Source organism: Flavobacterium sp. WC2416 (genome assembly GCF_041200095.1).
GTDB lineage: Bacteria > Bacteroidota > Bacteroidia > Flavobacteriales > Flavobacteriaceae > Flavobacterium.
Map to the genome: position 1 here is coordinate 2,517,354 of NZ_CP165626.1, position 17,168 is coordinate 2,534,521.

Sequence of the window (17,168 nt, forward strand, 5' to 3'; positions counted from 1 at the left end):
GTATTTTCAGAATAATAAACTCCAGATAATTGACTTAGAGTGTTTATTCTAATTTAATTTTTATTGCTTTTTGGCAATCTGAGCCATTAATTCTGCTTCTGCAACTAATTTTCCATTTGCATAAGCATTGGCTTGCATATGACAAATCCCTCTTCTAATCGGTGTGATTAAATCACATTTGAAAATCAAAGTGTCACCTGGTAATACCTTATGTTTGAATTTAACATTATCTATTTTCATAAAATAAGTCAAATAATTTTCAGGATCAGGAACAGTACTTAAAACTAATATTCCTCCTGTTTGTGCCATAGCTTCCACTATTAAAACCCCTGGCATTACAGGAGCTTCTGGAAAATGCCCAACGAAAAAATTCTCGTTCATTGTAACATTTTTCATACCTACCACATGACTCTCAGACATTTCTATAATTCTATCAATCAATAAAAAGGGAGGTCTGTGAGGAAGTACTGCCATGATTTTATGGATATCCATCAAAGGCTCCAAATTTAAATCATATACAGGAACATAATTTCTTTGTTCTATTTTTATAATTTTAGCCATTTTTTTAGCAAACTGAGTGTTTACAAAATGTCCTGGCTTATTTGCAATTACTTTACCTTGAATTTTTGTTCCAATTAAAGCTAAATCACCAACAACGTCAAGTAGTTTATGTCTTGCTGCTTCATTTGGATAATGCAAGGTAAGATTATCTAGTATACCATTTGGTTTAACATTTATAACGTCTTTTCCAAATGCTATTTTTAAATTTTCCATCGTAGCCGCAGATATTTCTTTATCAACGTACACAATAGCATTATTCAAATCACCACCTTTAATTAGTCCATTATCCAACAAAGCCTCTAGTTCATGTAAAAAACTAAAAGTTCTTGATTCCGATATTTCTGTTTTAAAATCAGAAATATTTTTCATGTTGGCATTTTGGGTTCCTAAAATTTTAGTCCCAAAATCTACCATTGTTGTAACACTATAGTGATCACTTGGCATAATCAAAATCTCACTACCCGATTCTTCGTCAGTGAAAGAAATAACTTCTTTTACCACATAAATGTTTCGCTTAGAATTTTGTTCTTCAATTCCCGCTTTTTCGAGAGCTTCAACAAAATACTTAGACGACCCATCCATAATAGGAAGTTCTGAAGCGTTTAGTTCAATTATTACATTATCCAAATCACAACCAACTAATGCCGCCAATACATGCTCAGGTGTTTGAACTTTAACTCCAAGTTTCTCTAAATTAGTACCTCTTTGTGTATTAACTACATAATTAGCATCTGCTTCAACAACTGGCTGTCCTTCTAGATCTACTCTAACAAAAGTAAAACCATTATTAACTGGAGCAGGTTTAAAGGTCATTTTGACTTCTTTCCCTGTGTGTAATCCAACTCCAGTTAGCGAGATTTCTGTTTTGATGGTTTTTTGTTTAACCATTGTTTCCATTTTTTTGGTTTAATATTTGTTTTTTTAACTCTTCTATTTCTGCAACAATTTTCGGTAAATTTCTGAAATGTACATATGATTTACTAAAATCATTGTATCCAAATGCTGGACTTCCCTGCAAAACCTCATTGTCTTTTATATTTCTTCCTACACCTGCTTGAGCTTGAATGCGAACATTATCACCAATGGTTAAATGCCCTACAATCCCTACTTGCCCACCAATCATTCCGTTTTTTCCGATTTTGGTAGAACCTGCAATTCCCGTTTGAGCGGCAATTACGGTATTCTCTCCTATTTCTACATTATGGGCAACTTGAATTTGATTGTCTAGTTTAACTCCTTTTCTTATAATTGTAGAACCCATTGTCGCTCTATCAATTGTTGTACAAGAACCTATATCAACATCATCCTCAATAATTACGTTGCCTATTTGAGGTATCTTCTTAAAAGTTCCATCTGTATTTGGAGCAAATCCAAATCCATCTGCTCCAATAATTACTCCTGAATGAATGGTGCAATTATTACCAATTTCAGTTTCCGAATATATTTTTGCACCAGCAAAAATAGTGACATTATCTTTAATGACAACATTATCTCCGATAAAACAATTAGGATAAATTTTCACATTAGTCCCTAGAGTAACATTAGCTCCTATATAACTAAAACTTCCCAAATATAAGTTTTCACCATATTTAGTGTTTTCTGGCAGTACTGAAGGTTGCTCCACTCCTATTTTATTGCCTTTTGCTTCAGCATAAAATTCTAATAATTTTGAAAAAGATAAGTAGGCATCGTCTACTTTTATTAAGGTAGTTTTTAATTCCGATTCTGGAATAAAGGATTTGTTTACTATGGTAATGGTTGCCTCTGTGGTATAAATATAATTATTATATTTTGGATTTGCCAAAAAAGTTAAAGAACCTTCTTTACCTTCTTCTATCTTAGATAACTCAGATACTTGAGCATTGAGATTGCCAATAACTTCACCTTCCAAAATTCCCGCTATTTGTTCTGCTGTAAATTTCATTGCGACAAAAATATAAAAAAATAGATTTTAAATGTTCATTTACATCAGTTGTTTTGGGAAACAGATGTAATATTTAGTAACTGATTTCGATAATGATTTTAAATTCAACTGGTCAGATGATTCAATTACATCTTCAACTGTTCGATCTTTTTTCAAAATTCGTATGGGTTCTGCTTCTTTGCTATATGCTTGATTTTTTATTTTACCTTTAAAAATAAAATAATTAGTTTCTAACAAACTAATGTTGTTTTCCAATGCAAAGCGCTCTTTTAAAGGGTGTAAATCTTCAGTAGGCACTTTTTCACTTGTTAATTTTATTTTCAATAAATCCCTATTGATAATCATTTTACTCAATGAAGACAAAATAAAATCATCCTCATGTTGCCATGCCTTTAGTGCACTTATTATATCAAAATCATCGAGCTGTGAAAATAAATTCAAAATTTCAGTATCAAATGCATCTAATGTAATTTTATTTTGAAGAAAAAACTGCAAGGGTTTACTACAAGGCAATATAGTTCCTTTTAAAGTTAATTCTTTGGCTCTCTTTAAAATTTTAGTTAAAATTAACTCAGCTACCAAACTGGTTTTATGCAAATAGGCTTGCCAATACATTAAACGTCGGGACATTAAGAATTTCTCCACTGAGTAAATTCCTTTTTCTTCGATTACCAAAACATCATCCACAACATTCATCATTTGGATCAATCGCTCCGAATTTACATTCCCTTCGGCAACTCCGGAATAAAAACTATCGCGTTTTAAATAATCCATTCGATCCATGTCTAATTGGCTTGAAATAAGCTGCAACATGAATTTTCTATGATAATCCCCTTCAAAAACTTGAATAGCTAAACTCAACTGACCTTTAAACTCACTATTTAATTGGTGCATAAATAACAATGAAATTTCTTCATGATGCACATCTTCAACAATGCTTCTTTCCATAGCATGTGAAAAAGGACCATGCCCAATATCATGTAATAAGATTGCAATATATAATGCATTTTCTTCTTCTTGAGATATAGAAACTCCTTTAAAACGCAATACATCAACTGCTTTTTGCATCAAATGCATACAACCTAAAGCATGATGAAAACGGGTATGATTGGCTCCTGGATAGACTAAATAGGATAATCCCATTTGAGAGATGCGTCGAAGTCTTTGAAAATAAGGGTGCTGTATTAAATCGTAAATTAATGCGTTGGGTATGCTAATGAAACCATAAATGGGATCATTGAATATCTTTAGTTTATTGATTTGACTCACTAGAAATTAATTTTTAAGGAACAAATATAAGTAAATTAGATTTTATAATTTACAGCCTATAGATACATACTTTATAACCCTATAAATTATCAATTTCGTATTTATTTCCATCTAAATTAACAACATAAAAATAGTGTATTAAAATTAACATAATTTTAAGTTCGATTAGTTCGGTATTTTATGAACCAATGTTACATTTGCAAAAAAATTAACATGGATATTCAGAAAGAAAAAAATGAACTAAAAGAAATGTTTGGTGTTCATTTTGAAAAACTTTATAACATTCCACCTTTGGCATCACGCATTCTTGGTACACTCATAATTGATGGCTGTAAATCTGGACTTACATTTGAGACTCTTGTTGAAACAATGTGCGCTAGTAAAAGTTCGATTTCAACTAATTTAAATTTACTCTTAAAAATGGAAAAGATCACCTATTTCACCATAACGGGAGATCGTAAAAAGTACTTTAAGGCTGCTAATTTAAGTAAGCGCTTAGAAAACTATCTGAGATTAATTGATTCTGAAATGACCATTGTAAACCGAATGATTATTTATAGAGAACATACCGCATCTTGTCCAGCTGAGAGATGCAATCTGGAAAATACAAAAGCCTATAAAATTCATTTAAATGAAGTTGAAATATCGCTTAAAAAAACAATTGAAGAATTTAAAACAAAAGAAACCAAAAATATAATCAATCAATAATAATTAATCCAAATCAGTAAATATTCACAGATGAAAAAAAAATATTTTATAAGTGCCGTTTTGTTATCCATAAGTTTGCTCTCCTGTAAAAAAGAAACCACTCAAACAGCTCCACCAGTTATGCCTTATAAGGTAGTTGAAATTGGTAAATCTGACACTTCTTTATTAGCAGAATACCCCGCAAGTCTAGAAGGGATTACAGATATAGATATTCGTGCAAAAGTAGATGGATATATTGAAAAAATATATGTACAAGAAGGACAAGAAGTTAAAAAAGGGCAATTACTTTTTAAACTAGAAACACAAACTGCTACCCAAGAAGCGGGTGCTGCAAAGGCTAAAGTTGCTGCTGCACAAGTTGAAGTAAGCCGTTTAAAACCATTAGTTGATCGTAATATAATTAGTGATGTACAACTAGAAACTGCCAAAGCAAATTTAGCAAGTGAAAAAAGTACCTACCAAAGTATAATTGCCAGAATTAATTATGCAACTATAAAAAGCCCCGTTAACGGAATTGTAGGCACTTTACCTTTACGTTTAGGAAGTTATGTAAGTAGCCAAACAGCAGAGCCATTAACTCGCATTTCAGATATTAGTACTATTTATGCTTATTTTTCAGTAAATGAAAAACAACAATTAGACATCATGATGAATGCTGAAGGTAAAACATTTCAAGAAAAAATCAACAAAATGGAAAAGGTAAATTTGATTTTGAGTAATGGTATGCCATATGAGCAAAAGGGTAAAATTGAAACTTTTAGTGGACAAGCCAATATGCAAACAGGTTCCTTTAATGTAAGAGCAAGTTTTCCAAATGGAAACAAATTATTGCGGTCAGGTGGCAGTGGAATTGTCCAAATCCCAACAAATTTAAAGGATGTTATTATAATCCCACAAAATGCTTCATTAGAATTACAAGACAAACGCATTGCTCTTATTGTAGATAAAGACAACAAAGTGAAAGCAGTGCCTATTGAAGTTCGTGCCATTCCTGGAGGTAAATTTTTTGTAGTAGACAGTGGATTAAATGTAAATGATAAAGTCCTTGTTGAGGGAGTTGGAATAGTTACTGAAGGAACGCTTATCAAACCTGAGGTAGTAGATTTTAATACTATAATCAATCCAACAAAAAAATAATTGACAAACTAACTATTGAATAAATAACAAAATATGTTTTCAAAATTCATTGACAGACCGGTATTGTCAACAGTGATATCTATTATCATCGTAATTTTGGGGGTTTTAGGGTTAATCTCGCTTCCAGTTTCACAATATCCAGAAATAGCACCACCTACTGTAACTGTAGCGGCAAATTATCAAGGAGCAAATGCCGAAGTTGTAATGAACTCGGTAGTAATTCCTTTAGAAGAACAAATTAATGGTGTTGAAGACATGACTTACATGACTTCAACATCAAATAATGATGGTTCAGCATCTATTAGTATCTATTTTAAATTAGGTACTAATCCTGATTTGGCAGCGGTGAATGTGCAAAATCGTGTATCACGTGCAACGTCACTATTGCCCCAAGAAGTTACTCGAGCGGGTGTTACAACATCAAAAAGACAAAGTGATAATATTTTGATTTTCTCACTTTATAGTGAAAATCCTGATTATGATGATACATTTCTTCAAAATTACGCCAACATTAATATTTTACCTAAAATTAAACGTGTAGCGGGAGTTGGAGAAGCTATGATTTTTGGTCAAAAAGACTACTCTATGCGTATTTGGTTAAAACCTGACGTTATGGGGGCTTACGGTCTAGTACCATCGGATATTACGGCGCTATTAGCGGAACAAAATATTGAAGCCGCTCCAGGACAATTGGGTGAAAATAGCGACCAATCTTTTCAATATACCTTAAAATACAAAGGACGTTTACAAAATATAAAAGAATTTGAAGAAATTATTGTTCGTTCAACTGAAAATGGAGAAATCCTTAAATTAGGTGATGTAGCAAGAATTGAATTGGGTGCTGTTAATTATGCGAGTGATGCCTATACAAACGGCAATAAATCAATAGCTATTGCCATTGCACAAACCGCAGGGTCTAATGCTCAAGAAGTAATTGAAGGGTCATTAAAAGTACTGAATCAAGCCGAACTGAATTTTCCAAAAGGAGTAAAATATGCTACATTAATTAATGCCAATGATTTCCTAGATGAGTCAATCACAAAAGTGATTCATACACTAATTGAGGCATTTTTACTAGTATTTATTGTCGTTTTTATCTTTTTACAAGATTGGAGATCGACTCTTATTCCTGCGATTTCCGTACCAGTAGCTATTTTAGGAACGTTCTTTTTCCTTAATTTATTTGGCTTTACCATTAACTTATTAACGTTATTTGCCTTAGTACTTGCGGTCGGAATTGTAGTGGATGATGCTATTGTAGTGGTGGAAGCCGTGCATGCCAAAATGGAAGCGGGTGAGCATAATCCTAAAAAAGCAGCTCACAGCGCCATGCAAGATATTAGTAGTGCAATTATATCCATTACACTGGTAATGTCGGCTGTATTTATTCCTGTTTCTTTTATTAGTGGTTCTGCTGGAGTTTTCTACAAACAGTTTGGATTAACACTAGCTGTTTCAATTGTATTGTCAGCTATTAATGCACTAACACTGTCTCCTGCATTATGTGCTATTTTCTTAAAAGAACACGATAAAAGTGCAAAGAAAAAAGGTTTCATGGAACGTTTTTATACCGCATTTAACGCCGGATTTGAAACGACGACAGCTAAATACAAAAGATCTGTAGAGTTTTTTATAAAACGCAAATGGTTGGCTTTTTTAGGAATTGCTGTTTTTGCCGGAATTTTAATCTTATTATTAAATATCACACCAAAGGCTTTTGTCCCTGGTGAGGATACAGGAGCTATTCTTTCTGATGTTTCTCTTCCACCGGGTACTTCTTTACAAAGAACAGAAGAAGTGTTATTACAAATTGAAAATAAAGTAAAAGATATTCCTGAAATAAAAGAGGTACTTAGAATCTCTGGTCGAAGTTTAATCAGTGGTACGGGTAGCAACTACGGAATGGTAATTGTAAAATTGAAACCATGGGCGGAACGTAAAGATGCTAATCAAGAAATAACTGCAGTTGTTGCGGAATTATTTAAGCGAACAGCTGCCGTAAAAGATGCGAAAGTACTCTATTTTGCTCGTCCGACACTTGTTGGTTTTGGTTTTACCAATGGATTTGAATTTCAACTACAAGATCAAAAAGGAGGATCTATACAAGAGTTAAGCGAAGTAAACAATAAATTTTTGGCAGCATTAAACAGTCGACCAGAAATTAAATATGCAGCTACCTCATTTTCTCCAAATTACCCGCAATACCGAATTGATTTAAATGTTCCGCTTATAAAAAAATCGGGGCTTACAGTCACTGATGTTTTAGGAACAATGCAAGGGTATTATGGTGGTGTATATGCTTCTAATTTCAACAAGTTTGGAAAACAATACCGAGTAGTATACCAATCAGATCCCGAATTCAGAAACAATCCTGAATCGCTAAACAAAGTTTTAGTTAGAAATAGTAGTGGACAAATGGCTCCTATTTCACAATTTGTGACTTTAGTAAAAGTGTTTGGACCTCAAGCTATAGACCGTTTCAATTTATTTACTTCTGTTAAAGTAACTGGAGCGCCAAATGATGGTTTCAGTACTGGTGATGCTATTAAAGCAGTTGAAGAAGTAGCTAGTCAAAACCTACCTGTTGGATATGGTTATGAATTTTCAGGAATGACGCGTGAAGAAATTAGTGCAGGTGGACAAACCTTGTATATTTTCATGCTGTGTCTAATCTTTGTTTACTTCTTACTTGCCGCTCAATATGAGAGTTATATGTTGCCATTTGCAGTATTAATATCACTACCGATTGGTTTAGCAGGTGCTTACTTATTTGCTTATTTATTCAATGTAAGTAATAACATCTACTTGCAAATTACGCTCATTATGCTTATTGGATTGCTCGCTAAGAACGCCATTTTGATAGTAGAGTTTTCGGTTGATTCAAGAAGAAAAGGAATGACTATTGCTCAAGCAGCAATTCATGGCGCTGTTGCTCGTTTACGACCTATTTTAATGACATCATTTGCATTTATCTTTGGACTAATGCCACTTATGTTAGCTAAAGGAGCTGGAGCCGTAGGAAATAATGCTATTGGAACTGGAGCAATTGGAGGAATGTTAATAGGAACTATTTTTGGAGTATTTGTGATACCAGTATTGTTTATCGTTTTCCAAACATTACAGGAAAAAATTTCTACAAAACCGCTTCCTATAGAGAATCAGGGAACAGATGTTGCACTTTTAGATGAAAAAAATGAAAAATAATATATATAGAATCGCACTCTTAGGAGTGACGGCAGCACTAATGCAATCGTGTTTTGTTGCTAAAGATTACAAACGTCCAGAATTGAAAACAGAAAACTTGTATAGAAATGAAGTGGTGTCTACGGACACTGCTTCACTAGCGAATGTTTCTTGGGATAAAATTTTTACTGATCCTCTTTTGCAGGGTTATATTAAAAAAGGGTTAGAAAACAATTTAAACATTCGGATTGCCTTGCAAAATCTTGCTGCCGCACAAGCTACAATGAAGCAAGGACAAGCAGGTTACTTCCCTGCTGTATCTGCTGGGACAGATTGGACACACAACAAAATTTCTAAAAACAGTCAGAATGGATCTTTCTTAACAGATTTAAATACCGATCAATACCAATTGACTGGAAATCTATCCTGGGAAGCTGATATTTGGGGAAAAATAAGAAGTAATAAAAGAGCAACTAATGCTGTCTACTTACAAACAACGGCAGCCAATCAAGCCATAAAAACGCAATTAATTGCTGATATAGCTTCTACTTATTACCAACTGCTTTCAGTTGATGCACAGATAAAAGTGGCTGAAGAAACTTTAATCAATAGAAACAAAAGTATCGAAACCATTTTAGCATTGAAAAAATCGGGGAATGTAACAGAAGTGGGGGTAAAACAAACAGAAGCTCAAAAATATACGACCGAAATTATTATTGCTGATTTAAAAAATAGCATCATTATTTTAGAAAATACAATGAGCGCACTTTTAGGAGAAGCTTCGGGTAAAATTGAACGATCTACTTTTGAATCTCAAAAAATGCAACCTAGCATTACTACTGGTGTTCCTGCTAATTTATTGAGAAATAGACCTGATGTTATTGCTGCTGAGTACAACTTGATTAGTAATTTTGAGTTGACCAATGTGGCCAAAAGCGGTTTTTATCCTACCTTAAAAATTACTGCTATAGGCGGACTTCAAAGTATTGATTTAAAAGAATGGTTCAGTGCCAATTCTATCTTTGCCAATATTGTAACGGGGCTAACCCAACCTATTTTCAATCAAAGACAAGTTAGAACTAAGTTTGAAATAGCTAAAGCCAATCAGGAAAAAGCCTATTTGCAATTTGAACAATCCCTACTTACGGCTGGTAAAGAAGTTTCGGATGCACTGGCACAGTACAACAATGAAACTTATAAAATTACGGTTCGTGAGAAACAAGCGGATGCATTAACAAAAGCGGCCACTTTCTCTGATGAATTATTGACCTATGGTTTGGCCAATTATTTAGAAGTATTAACCTCTAAAAATGATGCTTTAAATGCTAAATTAAGTTTAGTAGATAATAAGTTCCAACAATATAAAGCTGTAATTCAATTGTACAAAGCCCTTGGAGGCGGATGGCAATAATAGAATTTCTAAAATACAATGTTTACTAATTCCGAAAAAGCCACTAAGTACTGTACTTAGTGGCTTTTTTATATGCTTTTATAAAATTGAGTTTTTACAATTTTCTAAGCCAGATATTTCTAAACTGTGTTTTACAACCGTGTTCTTGTAACGAAATCACATCATCTCCATGAGAAGAAGGATAATTATGCAAACCAGAATACAATGTTAAACCATTTATGGTTGTATTGTTTTGTACCAAAACGCCATTGTGAAAAACAGTAATTCTTGCTGGTGCATCAATGAGACCATTCGCTTTAAAGCGAGGTGCTGTATAAACTACATCATAGGTATTCCATTCCAAAGGTGTTTTCATTGCATTTACTAATGGTGGGTGATCTTTATAAATACTTCCCGCTTGTCCATTACTATAGGTTCTGTTGTTATACGAATCTAATACTTGTAGTTCATATCTATTTTGGAAAAACACACCGCTATTTCCTCTCCATTGTCCTCCATCGATCACAACATCAGGGGCACTCCATTCAATATGCAATTGACAATCGCCAAACTGCATTTTAGTTTGAATTCCTCCAGCATCAGGAACTACTTCCATATAATCGTTGTTCACGATTTTCCAGGCCGCAGGTTTGGTAACGTCTTTTTGACTTACCCATTGATCCATATTTTTACCGTCAAATAATATAATCGCGTCAGAAGGCGCATCTCCTAACTTTTTTGCAGGTGTAATTACACTAACTTGCGGCTCCCAAATTTCGGTCATTTCTGGTTTCATTGGCATAGGAGATACTTCTGGTGGCGTATTAATCACCGTATGTTGTGCCATTGCAATTGTAGTTGAAAATAAAACAACTAATAATAAATAACTGCTAACTTTTTTAAATTTCATAACTGACTAAATTAATTTTATTGGACAAAGTATAAATTTATAATAAAATAGCTATCTTTTTGCATCATAACTAAAAAAAAATAAGCTTTAATTATTATGTTGTTAAAAATAACCGAATTCTAGCAATCTATTTAATCCTGTTATTTGATTCTTTTTAATTTGTCAAAATCCAATCTGCAAGGATCAACTCCATTTTATAATCGGCGGTTTGATACATTAAATCCGTTAAAGGAATTTCTTTAAAACCTAAGCTTTTATAAAGTGCAATGGCGCTCAACAATTTAGTATTGGTTTCCAAAATAATGGCTTCAGCATTACTCTTTTTGCAAATATCAAGACAATGTACCATCAGTTTTCGTCCAATCCCTAATCCTTGATAGTCTGAATTAACTCCTAATTTTAGTATCTCAAAATTATTTTTCCCTTCTTTTACTATCGAAATAGTTCCCACAATAGTATTGTCATAATGAGCCAGAAAAATTGAACCACCTTTATCTAGAATTTCTTCTTTTGGAAAGTCAAGCATCGGCATATCTGCGGGTTCTAATAAACCATATTTCTCTAACCATTCTATAGAAAGTCTTTTATATTCTTTATGGTATTTGGGTTCGTAAGTAGCAATTTGTAATTCTTTCATTATTTTATTTTATTTCAATCGTACGGTTTGTTTTGCTGCTTTTTATAGCAGCATCAAGGATTTCCATAACAATCATATTATTTTCCAAAGATGAAAGGTCGTAAGGCTTTAAAGTAATTTCATCTCGTATCACCGCTGCAAAAAAAGCAAATGGATCATTATAAGGAGCTTGAAGTGCGGTAGCTTTATGCCCATCTTCAGTAAAACCGTCATACCCTTCTGCCATTCTTACTCGTATGTCATTTTTATTATCGGCATAAATAGCTCCAGTTAAGCCGTAAATTTCCATATCCTTTCTTCCTATTGGCCAGTTCCACGAACCTTGAATCGTAGCATTTGCAGTATCATAAGTCAATAATATAGTAGATTCATCATCTACTTTTGGATTGTTTTCTTTTTGTAATTGTTGCGTAATGGCTGTAACCGTTTTGGGTTTCTTACCTTCCATTAACCAAGTCATTAAATTAACTCCATAACAACCAAAATCAGTTATAGCCCCTCCTCCATTCAGTACAGGATCCGTTAACCAATCTAAAAACTCCGAATTCACTCCAATTTTTTTAGGTCCTCTGTGTCCATCATGCACCACCACTTTACGTAAGTCTCCAATTTTTCCTGCCTTCACTAAATCATAGGATTCCTTATTTGACGGATACCAAGTGGTCTCATAATTCGTCAATAATTTAATCTTGTATTTCTTTGCAAGAACCTCCATTTTTTTGGCATCCTCCAAACTTACTGCCAATGGTTTTTCTACCATTACATGAATGCCTTTTGGTGCACAAGTGGCTACAACGCCTAAATGCTCATAAATACTTCCAAAAGCGGTAACTGCCTCTGGATGTTTTTTAGCAATCATTTCATCCATCGTATTATAAACTAAATCCATGGAGAAATGATATTGATCAGCATAACGTTGCGCTAACTCTCGATTCGTTTCCACAATACCCACAATATCAATATCTCCCCGGTCTTTAATCCCTAAAATTCCATGAACATGAGTGTGTGTAAGACCAATAATTCCTACTTTAAGTACTTTTTGTTGTGCAATGCAATTTATGGTTAGAATGGCTATAAAGACGGTGAAAATATTTTTAACTTTCATATATGGATGTTTTATTTTTATTATCTGTACTAATTTTCACTTACGAATTTAAAAAAATAAACTAGATAACGTTAAATGCCTTTCATTGAATTTCCTTTTTCTTTTTTATAAATGACAATCCATTTTTAGAAACAAAGGATTTGAAGCAGTTATTTGCCTACTCCAAGCACAAAAAAACTACACCTTACCTAAAAGTGTAGCTTCCATTTTTTTGAAATAAATAGGATATTTTATTGTGCGGTATTTGGATTTATTTCGGCAAATACTTCACTAACTGCATTAGCTGGAAAACCACCTAGTTTAGCATGTTCACGCACCATATCTTCATTAGGCGCAGTGTATACACAATAAATTTTATCTTTGGCTACAAAGCTATTGTGCCATTTTATTTCGGAACCCATTTTATCCAACACATTACAAGAGGTTTGCGAGATATCTTTTAGTTGTTGTGGGGTAAGTTTACCAGCTCCAGAAATTTCTCTTTCAATTACATATTTTGGCATCGTCTTTATTTTTGTGACACTAAATTAAATTCAGTACCAAGCCGTTTTTTAAAATGGTATCTGCTTCCATTATTCATTTGCATCTTAAAGTTAATAAAAATATTTATGGAATTATCACAAGTACTTAATTATCATAGATTTAAATACTTTTTTTTTGTAGCGAAATAATAAACCATTGTTTGTGTTTTTTATAGATTACAAAAAAAAGAGGAATACAAATTGATTTTAAAGCTCTTACTAAAAACGCAAAAAACCTAGAACAAAACTGGGTTTTGGACTAGGTTTTAATTGAATAATTTACTTTTATAAATCTAGAATCTAAGCTGGAATATTCTAATTGAACTATTTATTTCAACTCTATTACAAATTCTTCTTTAGGGGTTCTTACTTTTTTCATGGGAGCAATCCAGTCGTTTGGTGTGTCAGCATAACCTACATACATCAAAGAAACACTTTTTAATCCTCTTTTGTCTAATTCTAAGATTTCATCAACTACAGTGTTGTTAAAACCTTCGACTGGTGTACTATCTACTTTTAGTTCAGCGGCTTGCGCCAAAGAAAGACCAAGTGCAATATAAGTTTGTCTGGCGATATGAGCAAAATTCTCTTCGGCAGATTGTGCTAGGTAGATTTTCTTCAACATATCAGTATAGCTATCAAAACGCCCTCTTGGTAATCCACGAACATCAGTTGTATGATTATAAACTTTATCAATTCGTTCAGCAGTATAACGATCCCATCCAGCAAAAACGACCACATGAGAACAATCTCTCATACATTCTGGATTCAAAGCTCCTTTTACTAATTTTTCTTTTAATTCTTGATTTTCAACAACAATCACTTGGAATGCTTGCAATCCTGACGAAGTTGGCGCTAAACGTGCCGCTTCTACAATTTTATCAATGTCTGCTGCACTTACTTTTTTGGTTGGATCATATGCTTTTACGGCATGTCTCCAGTTTAAATTTTCTAATAGTGTCATTTTTTTTTATTGTATTTATAGGTAATATGTAATGAATTAGTACGAAACTTATTGTCAATTTAATTGTTTGAAACAGTTAACTTCACTTGCATATTACCTCTAGTTGCATTAGAATAGGGACAAACTTGATGTGCTTTTTCAATTAAAGATTGTGCTTCATCCATGGATACACCAGGAATATTAGCATGTAGCTCCGCTTCTAATCCAAAACCACCATTTTCAATTTGTCCAATACTTACTTGGGCAGTTACCGAGGTTTCACCTGTTTGTATTTTTTCTTTTTTTATGATCAAGTTGAGTGCACTATCAAAACAAGCTGAATAACCCGCTGCAAAAAGCATTTCCGGATTTGCATATTCATCATTTGCTCCACCTAAAGATTTGGGATATCTCACTTCTAAATCGATAATTCCATTTTCACTTTTAACTTGTCCATTTCTCCCACCAGTTGCGGTAGCATTAATTGTATAAATTGCTTTCATTTTTATTTCTTTAATATCTTAGTTATTATATTTTTTAAGCTTAACAAATCTTCTGCTGAAACATTCATAGATTCCATTAATTGACCCGGAATACAGGATGCTTTTTCTTTTAATGCTAGTCCTTTTTCGGTTAGTGAAATATTAACCAATCGTTCATCAACCGTGCTTCTAATTCTTGAAACAAATTCTTTTTGCTCCATTCTTTTTAGCAAAGGGGTTAACGTACCACTATCTAGTTTTAATTTTTCACCAAGTTGATTAACAGTCTGTTCTTTGTATTCCCAAAGTACAAGCATCACCAAATATTGCGGATAAGTAAGTTGTAGTTCTTCTAACAAAGGACGATATTGGTTTATAATTTCCTTTGCAAATACGTACACAGGAAAACAAACTTGCTCGCTAATATTTAATTGGTCTTTCATCTTTACTTTTTGATGGTACAAATATAGTTCACAATTAAATTGTGTACAATTTAATTGTGAAAGATTATTATTATTTTAACAACTGTTACAATATGAAAATCTATTATCCATTTCATTTATTGTTGGCTTTTATTAGACAACAATACTTAATACAACATATTGAAGTACTCCTACTCCATATATTTCAAACTTAAACGACTTTATGATAAACAAAAAACCTAGAACAAAAATGGTTTTCATTCTAGGTATATTCTTTTTTACAATTTCATTATTTCTTTTATTTAATTATCGCAGGCAAAATATAATCCGTTACGATTGTATCTGCTTGCGCATGTGCATAGGGTTTATTATATGCTTTGGAAGTGATAATAATAGTAATGGGAAGGTCTTTAAATATAATAAATTCATTGCCTCCATTTCCTGCACAATAATAGGTTTCATAATTTTTACCTTTATAGAAAACCGATTTGTTCCAGAACAAATAACTGTAAAACTGATTGTCTCTTTCGGGAATTTGAATTTGGTGTGTGAACGTTTTTTCTACCCATTCTTTTGGTAGTATTTGTTTTCCATTCCATACGCCTTTGTTTTTATATAATTGAGCATATTTAGCATAATCCAAAGACCTCATTTGCAAACTTCCTGCCGTATTCACTACTTTTTGTGGCGTATATTGCCATTGGTAATTTGTAATATTCAAAGGTCCAAACAGTTTTTCACTGGCATATTTTTCTAATCCTCCGATAATTTTTTTGTCTAAAATGTCACCTAATACGACAACTCCGGCTGTAAAATAATCCCATTTCCCTCCATTTATTTTCGAATGATCCATAGGCAAGTCTAAGGTAAATTTTACCCAATTAGCTGTAGGATACATATTCTCCTCATTTCCTGGCGAATTACCGTCTGCATCTGAGCCATTAAGTGCGGAACTCATGGTCAATAAATCCTTTATCTTGATACTGTCTTTCATTGGTTCATAATTATCAAATTGCTTTAAATCATAGAAAGAATTCAATGTTTCATTTTCATTTTTAATGTATCCATCACGAATCGCCATACCCATTAAAGTGGATGTAAATGACTTTCCTGCGGATCTCGTGTCGTGCAATGTATTTCTATCGGCATCATTAAAGTATTCTTCCAGCATTAGTTTTCCCTCTCTAATGACTACAATACTGGTGATTTCTTTCAAATTGTACTTGGCAATTTCCGAATTGAGCATTTCAATTTTGGTTTTGTCAAAAGGCAATTTGGAAATCTCCCAACCGCTATTGGGTTGAATGGCTTGAATCGCCATTTGTTCGGCCGTTATTTTAGGTGTTTTAATTACAAGTTGTACTTGACCTGCAGCAATTAAATCACCAACTATTGCGTCGCTACCCTCTTCTCTTTTCACATAGGGTCTAATCTCCATTTTGAGTTGGTGTTTGCCTTCAGTCAATGCTTTTTCTCCACCCTTAGTTTTAAATCGATCCCAAAGATACATCGCCCACCAATCTTCGCCTTTAGAACTCGTCAATGGCACTCTGAAAGTGGTAGACGCATTTTTAGTACCGCCAGATCCAAAACTGCAACCATGATGAATGTTTTCTTTGTAAATAAATTTGCCATCAATGTAAAATGAAAATTGAAGATTTCCTACATTTAGTAATTCTTCAATTGGTAAATCGGGAGCCAATTGATGCAGATAATTGGTAACCGAATTATTCATGAAAACCCGGATATTCAAGTCTGATTTTCGAGTTAAATTGAAGGAAGTTAAGAAATCCGATTCTTTATATTGATCTAAAGGAATATTCCCATTCATGAAAGTAATTTTTCCAACATTCGCTTTGTGCAAATCGGTTGTAATGCCTTCGGTGGCTACTACATTTTTTATTTGTCCAAAACTGGTTAGAAAAACCAAGTTAACTAAAATGGTGGCGAAAAACTTTTTCATAATTGGTTACTTA

General features: G+C 33.2%; 15 protein-coding genes. 4 read left to right on the forward strand and 11 right to left on the reverse strand.

Translation table 11 applies throughout. From position 1 onward, the window contains the following. Positions 1-60 precede the first annotated feature (60 nt). The 3 genes from AB3G39_RS10700 to AB3G39_RS10710 are packed head-to-tail and all read right to left on the reverse strand — an operon-like array spanning position 61 to position 3,754. Positions 61-1,449: a bifunctional UDP-3-O-[3-hydroxymyristoyl] N-acetylglucosamine deacetylase/3-hydroxyacyl-ACP dehydratase gene (locus tag AB3G39_RS10700; RefSeq protein WP_369753763.1), complete on the reverse strand. Its 1,389-nt coding sequence runs from the start codon at positions 1,447-1,449 to the stop codon at positions 61-63. Continuing rightward, positions 1,442-2,485 carry a UDP-3-O-(3-hydroxymyristoyl)glucosamine N-acyltransferase gene (gene lpxD / locus AB3G39_RS10705; protein ID WP_367752962.1) on the reverse strand — a complete coding sequence of 348 codons (1,044 nt, stop codon included), beginning with the start codon at positions 2,483-2,485 and terminating at the stop codon, positions 1,442-1,444. Before lpxD ends, AB3G39_RS10700 begins: the two co-directional genes overlap by 8 nt. Before the next feature lie 39 nt (positions 2,486-2,524). Then, positions 2,525-3,754, reverse strand: coding sequence for an HD domain-containing protein (locus AB3G39_RS10710; RefSeq protein ID WP_367752960.1), 1,230 nt, complete (start codon positions 3,752-3,754; stop codon positions 2,525-2,527). A 213-nt stretch (positions 3,755-3,967) separates the two neighbouring features. Here AB3G39_RS10710 and AB3G39_RS10715 point away from each other — a divergent pair, with 213 nt between their 5' ends. From AB3G39_RS10715 to AB3G39_RS10730, 4 genes are read left to right on the forward strand one after another with little or no spacing between them, the layout of a single operon-like run. Then, the gene (locus AB3G39_RS10715; protein ID WP_367769747.1) at positions 3,968-4,462 is read left to right on the forward strand and encodes a GbsR/MarR family transcriptional regulator; all 495 of its coding nucleotides are present in this window, start codon (positions 3,968-3,970) and stop codon (positions 4,460-4,462) included. A 30-nt stretch (positions 4,463-4,492) separates the two neighbouring features. Then, positions 4,493-5,599, forward strand: a complete 1,107-nt coding sequence (locus tag AB3G39_RS10720) for an efflux RND transporter periplasmic adaptor subunit (RefSeq protein WP_367752956.1) — start codon at positions 4,493-4,495, stop codon at positions 5,597-5,599. Positions 5,600-5,632: 33 nt separating this feature from the next. Next, positions 5,633-8,803 carry an efflux RND transporter permease subunit gene (locus AB3G39_RS10725; protein ID WP_369769338.1) on the forward strand — a complete coding sequence of 1,057 codons (3,171 nt, stop codon included), beginning with the start codon at positions 5,633-5,635 and terminating at the stop codon, positions 8,801-8,803. Then, complete coding sequence (locus AB3G39_RS10730) at positions 8,793-10,193, forward strand: efflux transporter outer membrane subunit (protein WP_369769339.1); 1,401 nt, start codon at positions 8,793-8,795, stop codon at positions 10,191-10,193. The genes AB3G39_RS10725 and AB3G39_RS10730 overlap by 11 nt, the downstream gene beginning before the upstream one ends. Positions 10,194-10,287: 94 nt before the next feature. Here AB3G39_RS10730 and AB3G39_RS10735 read toward each other — a convergent pair whose 3' ends face one another. The 8 genes from AB3G39_RS10735 to AB3G39_RS10770 all read right to left on the reverse strand — a co-directional run bounded on the left by AB3G39_RS10735 (position 10,288) and on the right by AB3G39_RS10770 (position 17,155). Further along, positions 10,288-11,082 carry a DUF1080 domain-containing protein gene (locus tag AB3G39_RS10735; RefSeq protein ID WP_369753757.1) on the reverse strand — a complete coding sequence of 265 codons (795 nt, stop codon included), beginning with the start codon at positions 11,080-11,082 and terminating at the stop codon, positions 10,288-10,290. 154 nt (positions 11,083-11,236) lie between these two features. Continuing rightward, positions 11,237-11,719, reverse strand: coding sequence for a GNAT family N-acetyltransferase (locus tag AB3G39_RS10740; RefSeq protein WP_369753756.1), 483 nt, complete (start codon positions 11,717-11,719; stop codon positions 11,237-11,239). 4 nt (positions 11,720-11,723) lie between these two features. After that, a complete protein-coding gene (locus AB3G39_RS10745; protein ID WP_367769737.1) occupies positions 11,724-12,824 on the reverse strand; it encodes a Gfo/Idh/MocA family protein in 1,101 nt (366 codons plus the stop codon). 230 nt (positions 12,825-13,054) lie between these two features. Then, entirely contained in the window at positions 13,055-13,327 is a 273-nt protein-coding gene (locus AB3G39_RS10750; protein ID WP_369769341.1) for a DUF4242 domain-containing protein, read from the reverse strand. A gap of 346 nt (positions 13,328-13,673) precedes the next feature. After that, positions 13,674-14,309, reverse strand: a complete 636-nt coding sequence (locus tag AB3G39_RS10755; protein ID WP_367752942.1) for an NAD(P)H-dependent oxidoreductase — start codon at positions 14,307-14,309, stop codon at positions 13,674-13,676. Between the two features lie 59 nt (positions 14,310-14,368). Next, positions 14,369-14,791 carry an organic hydroperoxide resistance protein gene (locus tag AB3G39_RS10760; RefSeq protein ID WP_369769343.1) on the reverse strand — a complete coding sequence of 141 codons (423 nt, stop codon included), beginning with the start codon at positions 14,789-14,791 and terminating at the stop codon, positions 14,369-14,371. A 2-nt stretch (positions 14,792-14,793) separates the two neighbouring features. Then, positions 14,794-15,213: a MarR family winged helix-turn-helix transcriptional regulator gene (locus AB3G39_RS10765; RefSeq protein WP_367769728.1), complete on the reverse strand. Its 420-nt coding sequence runs from the start codon at positions 15,211-15,213 to the stop codon at positions 14,794-14,796. A gap of 277 nt (positions 15,214-15,490) precedes the next feature. After that, positions 15,491-17,155, reverse strand: coding sequence for a serine hydrolase domain-containing protein (locus tag AB3G39_RS10770; RefSeq protein WP_369769344.1), 1,665 nt, complete (start codon positions 17,153-17,155; stop codon positions 15,491-15,493). Between the last annotated feature and the right edge of the window lie 13 nt (positions 17,156-17,168).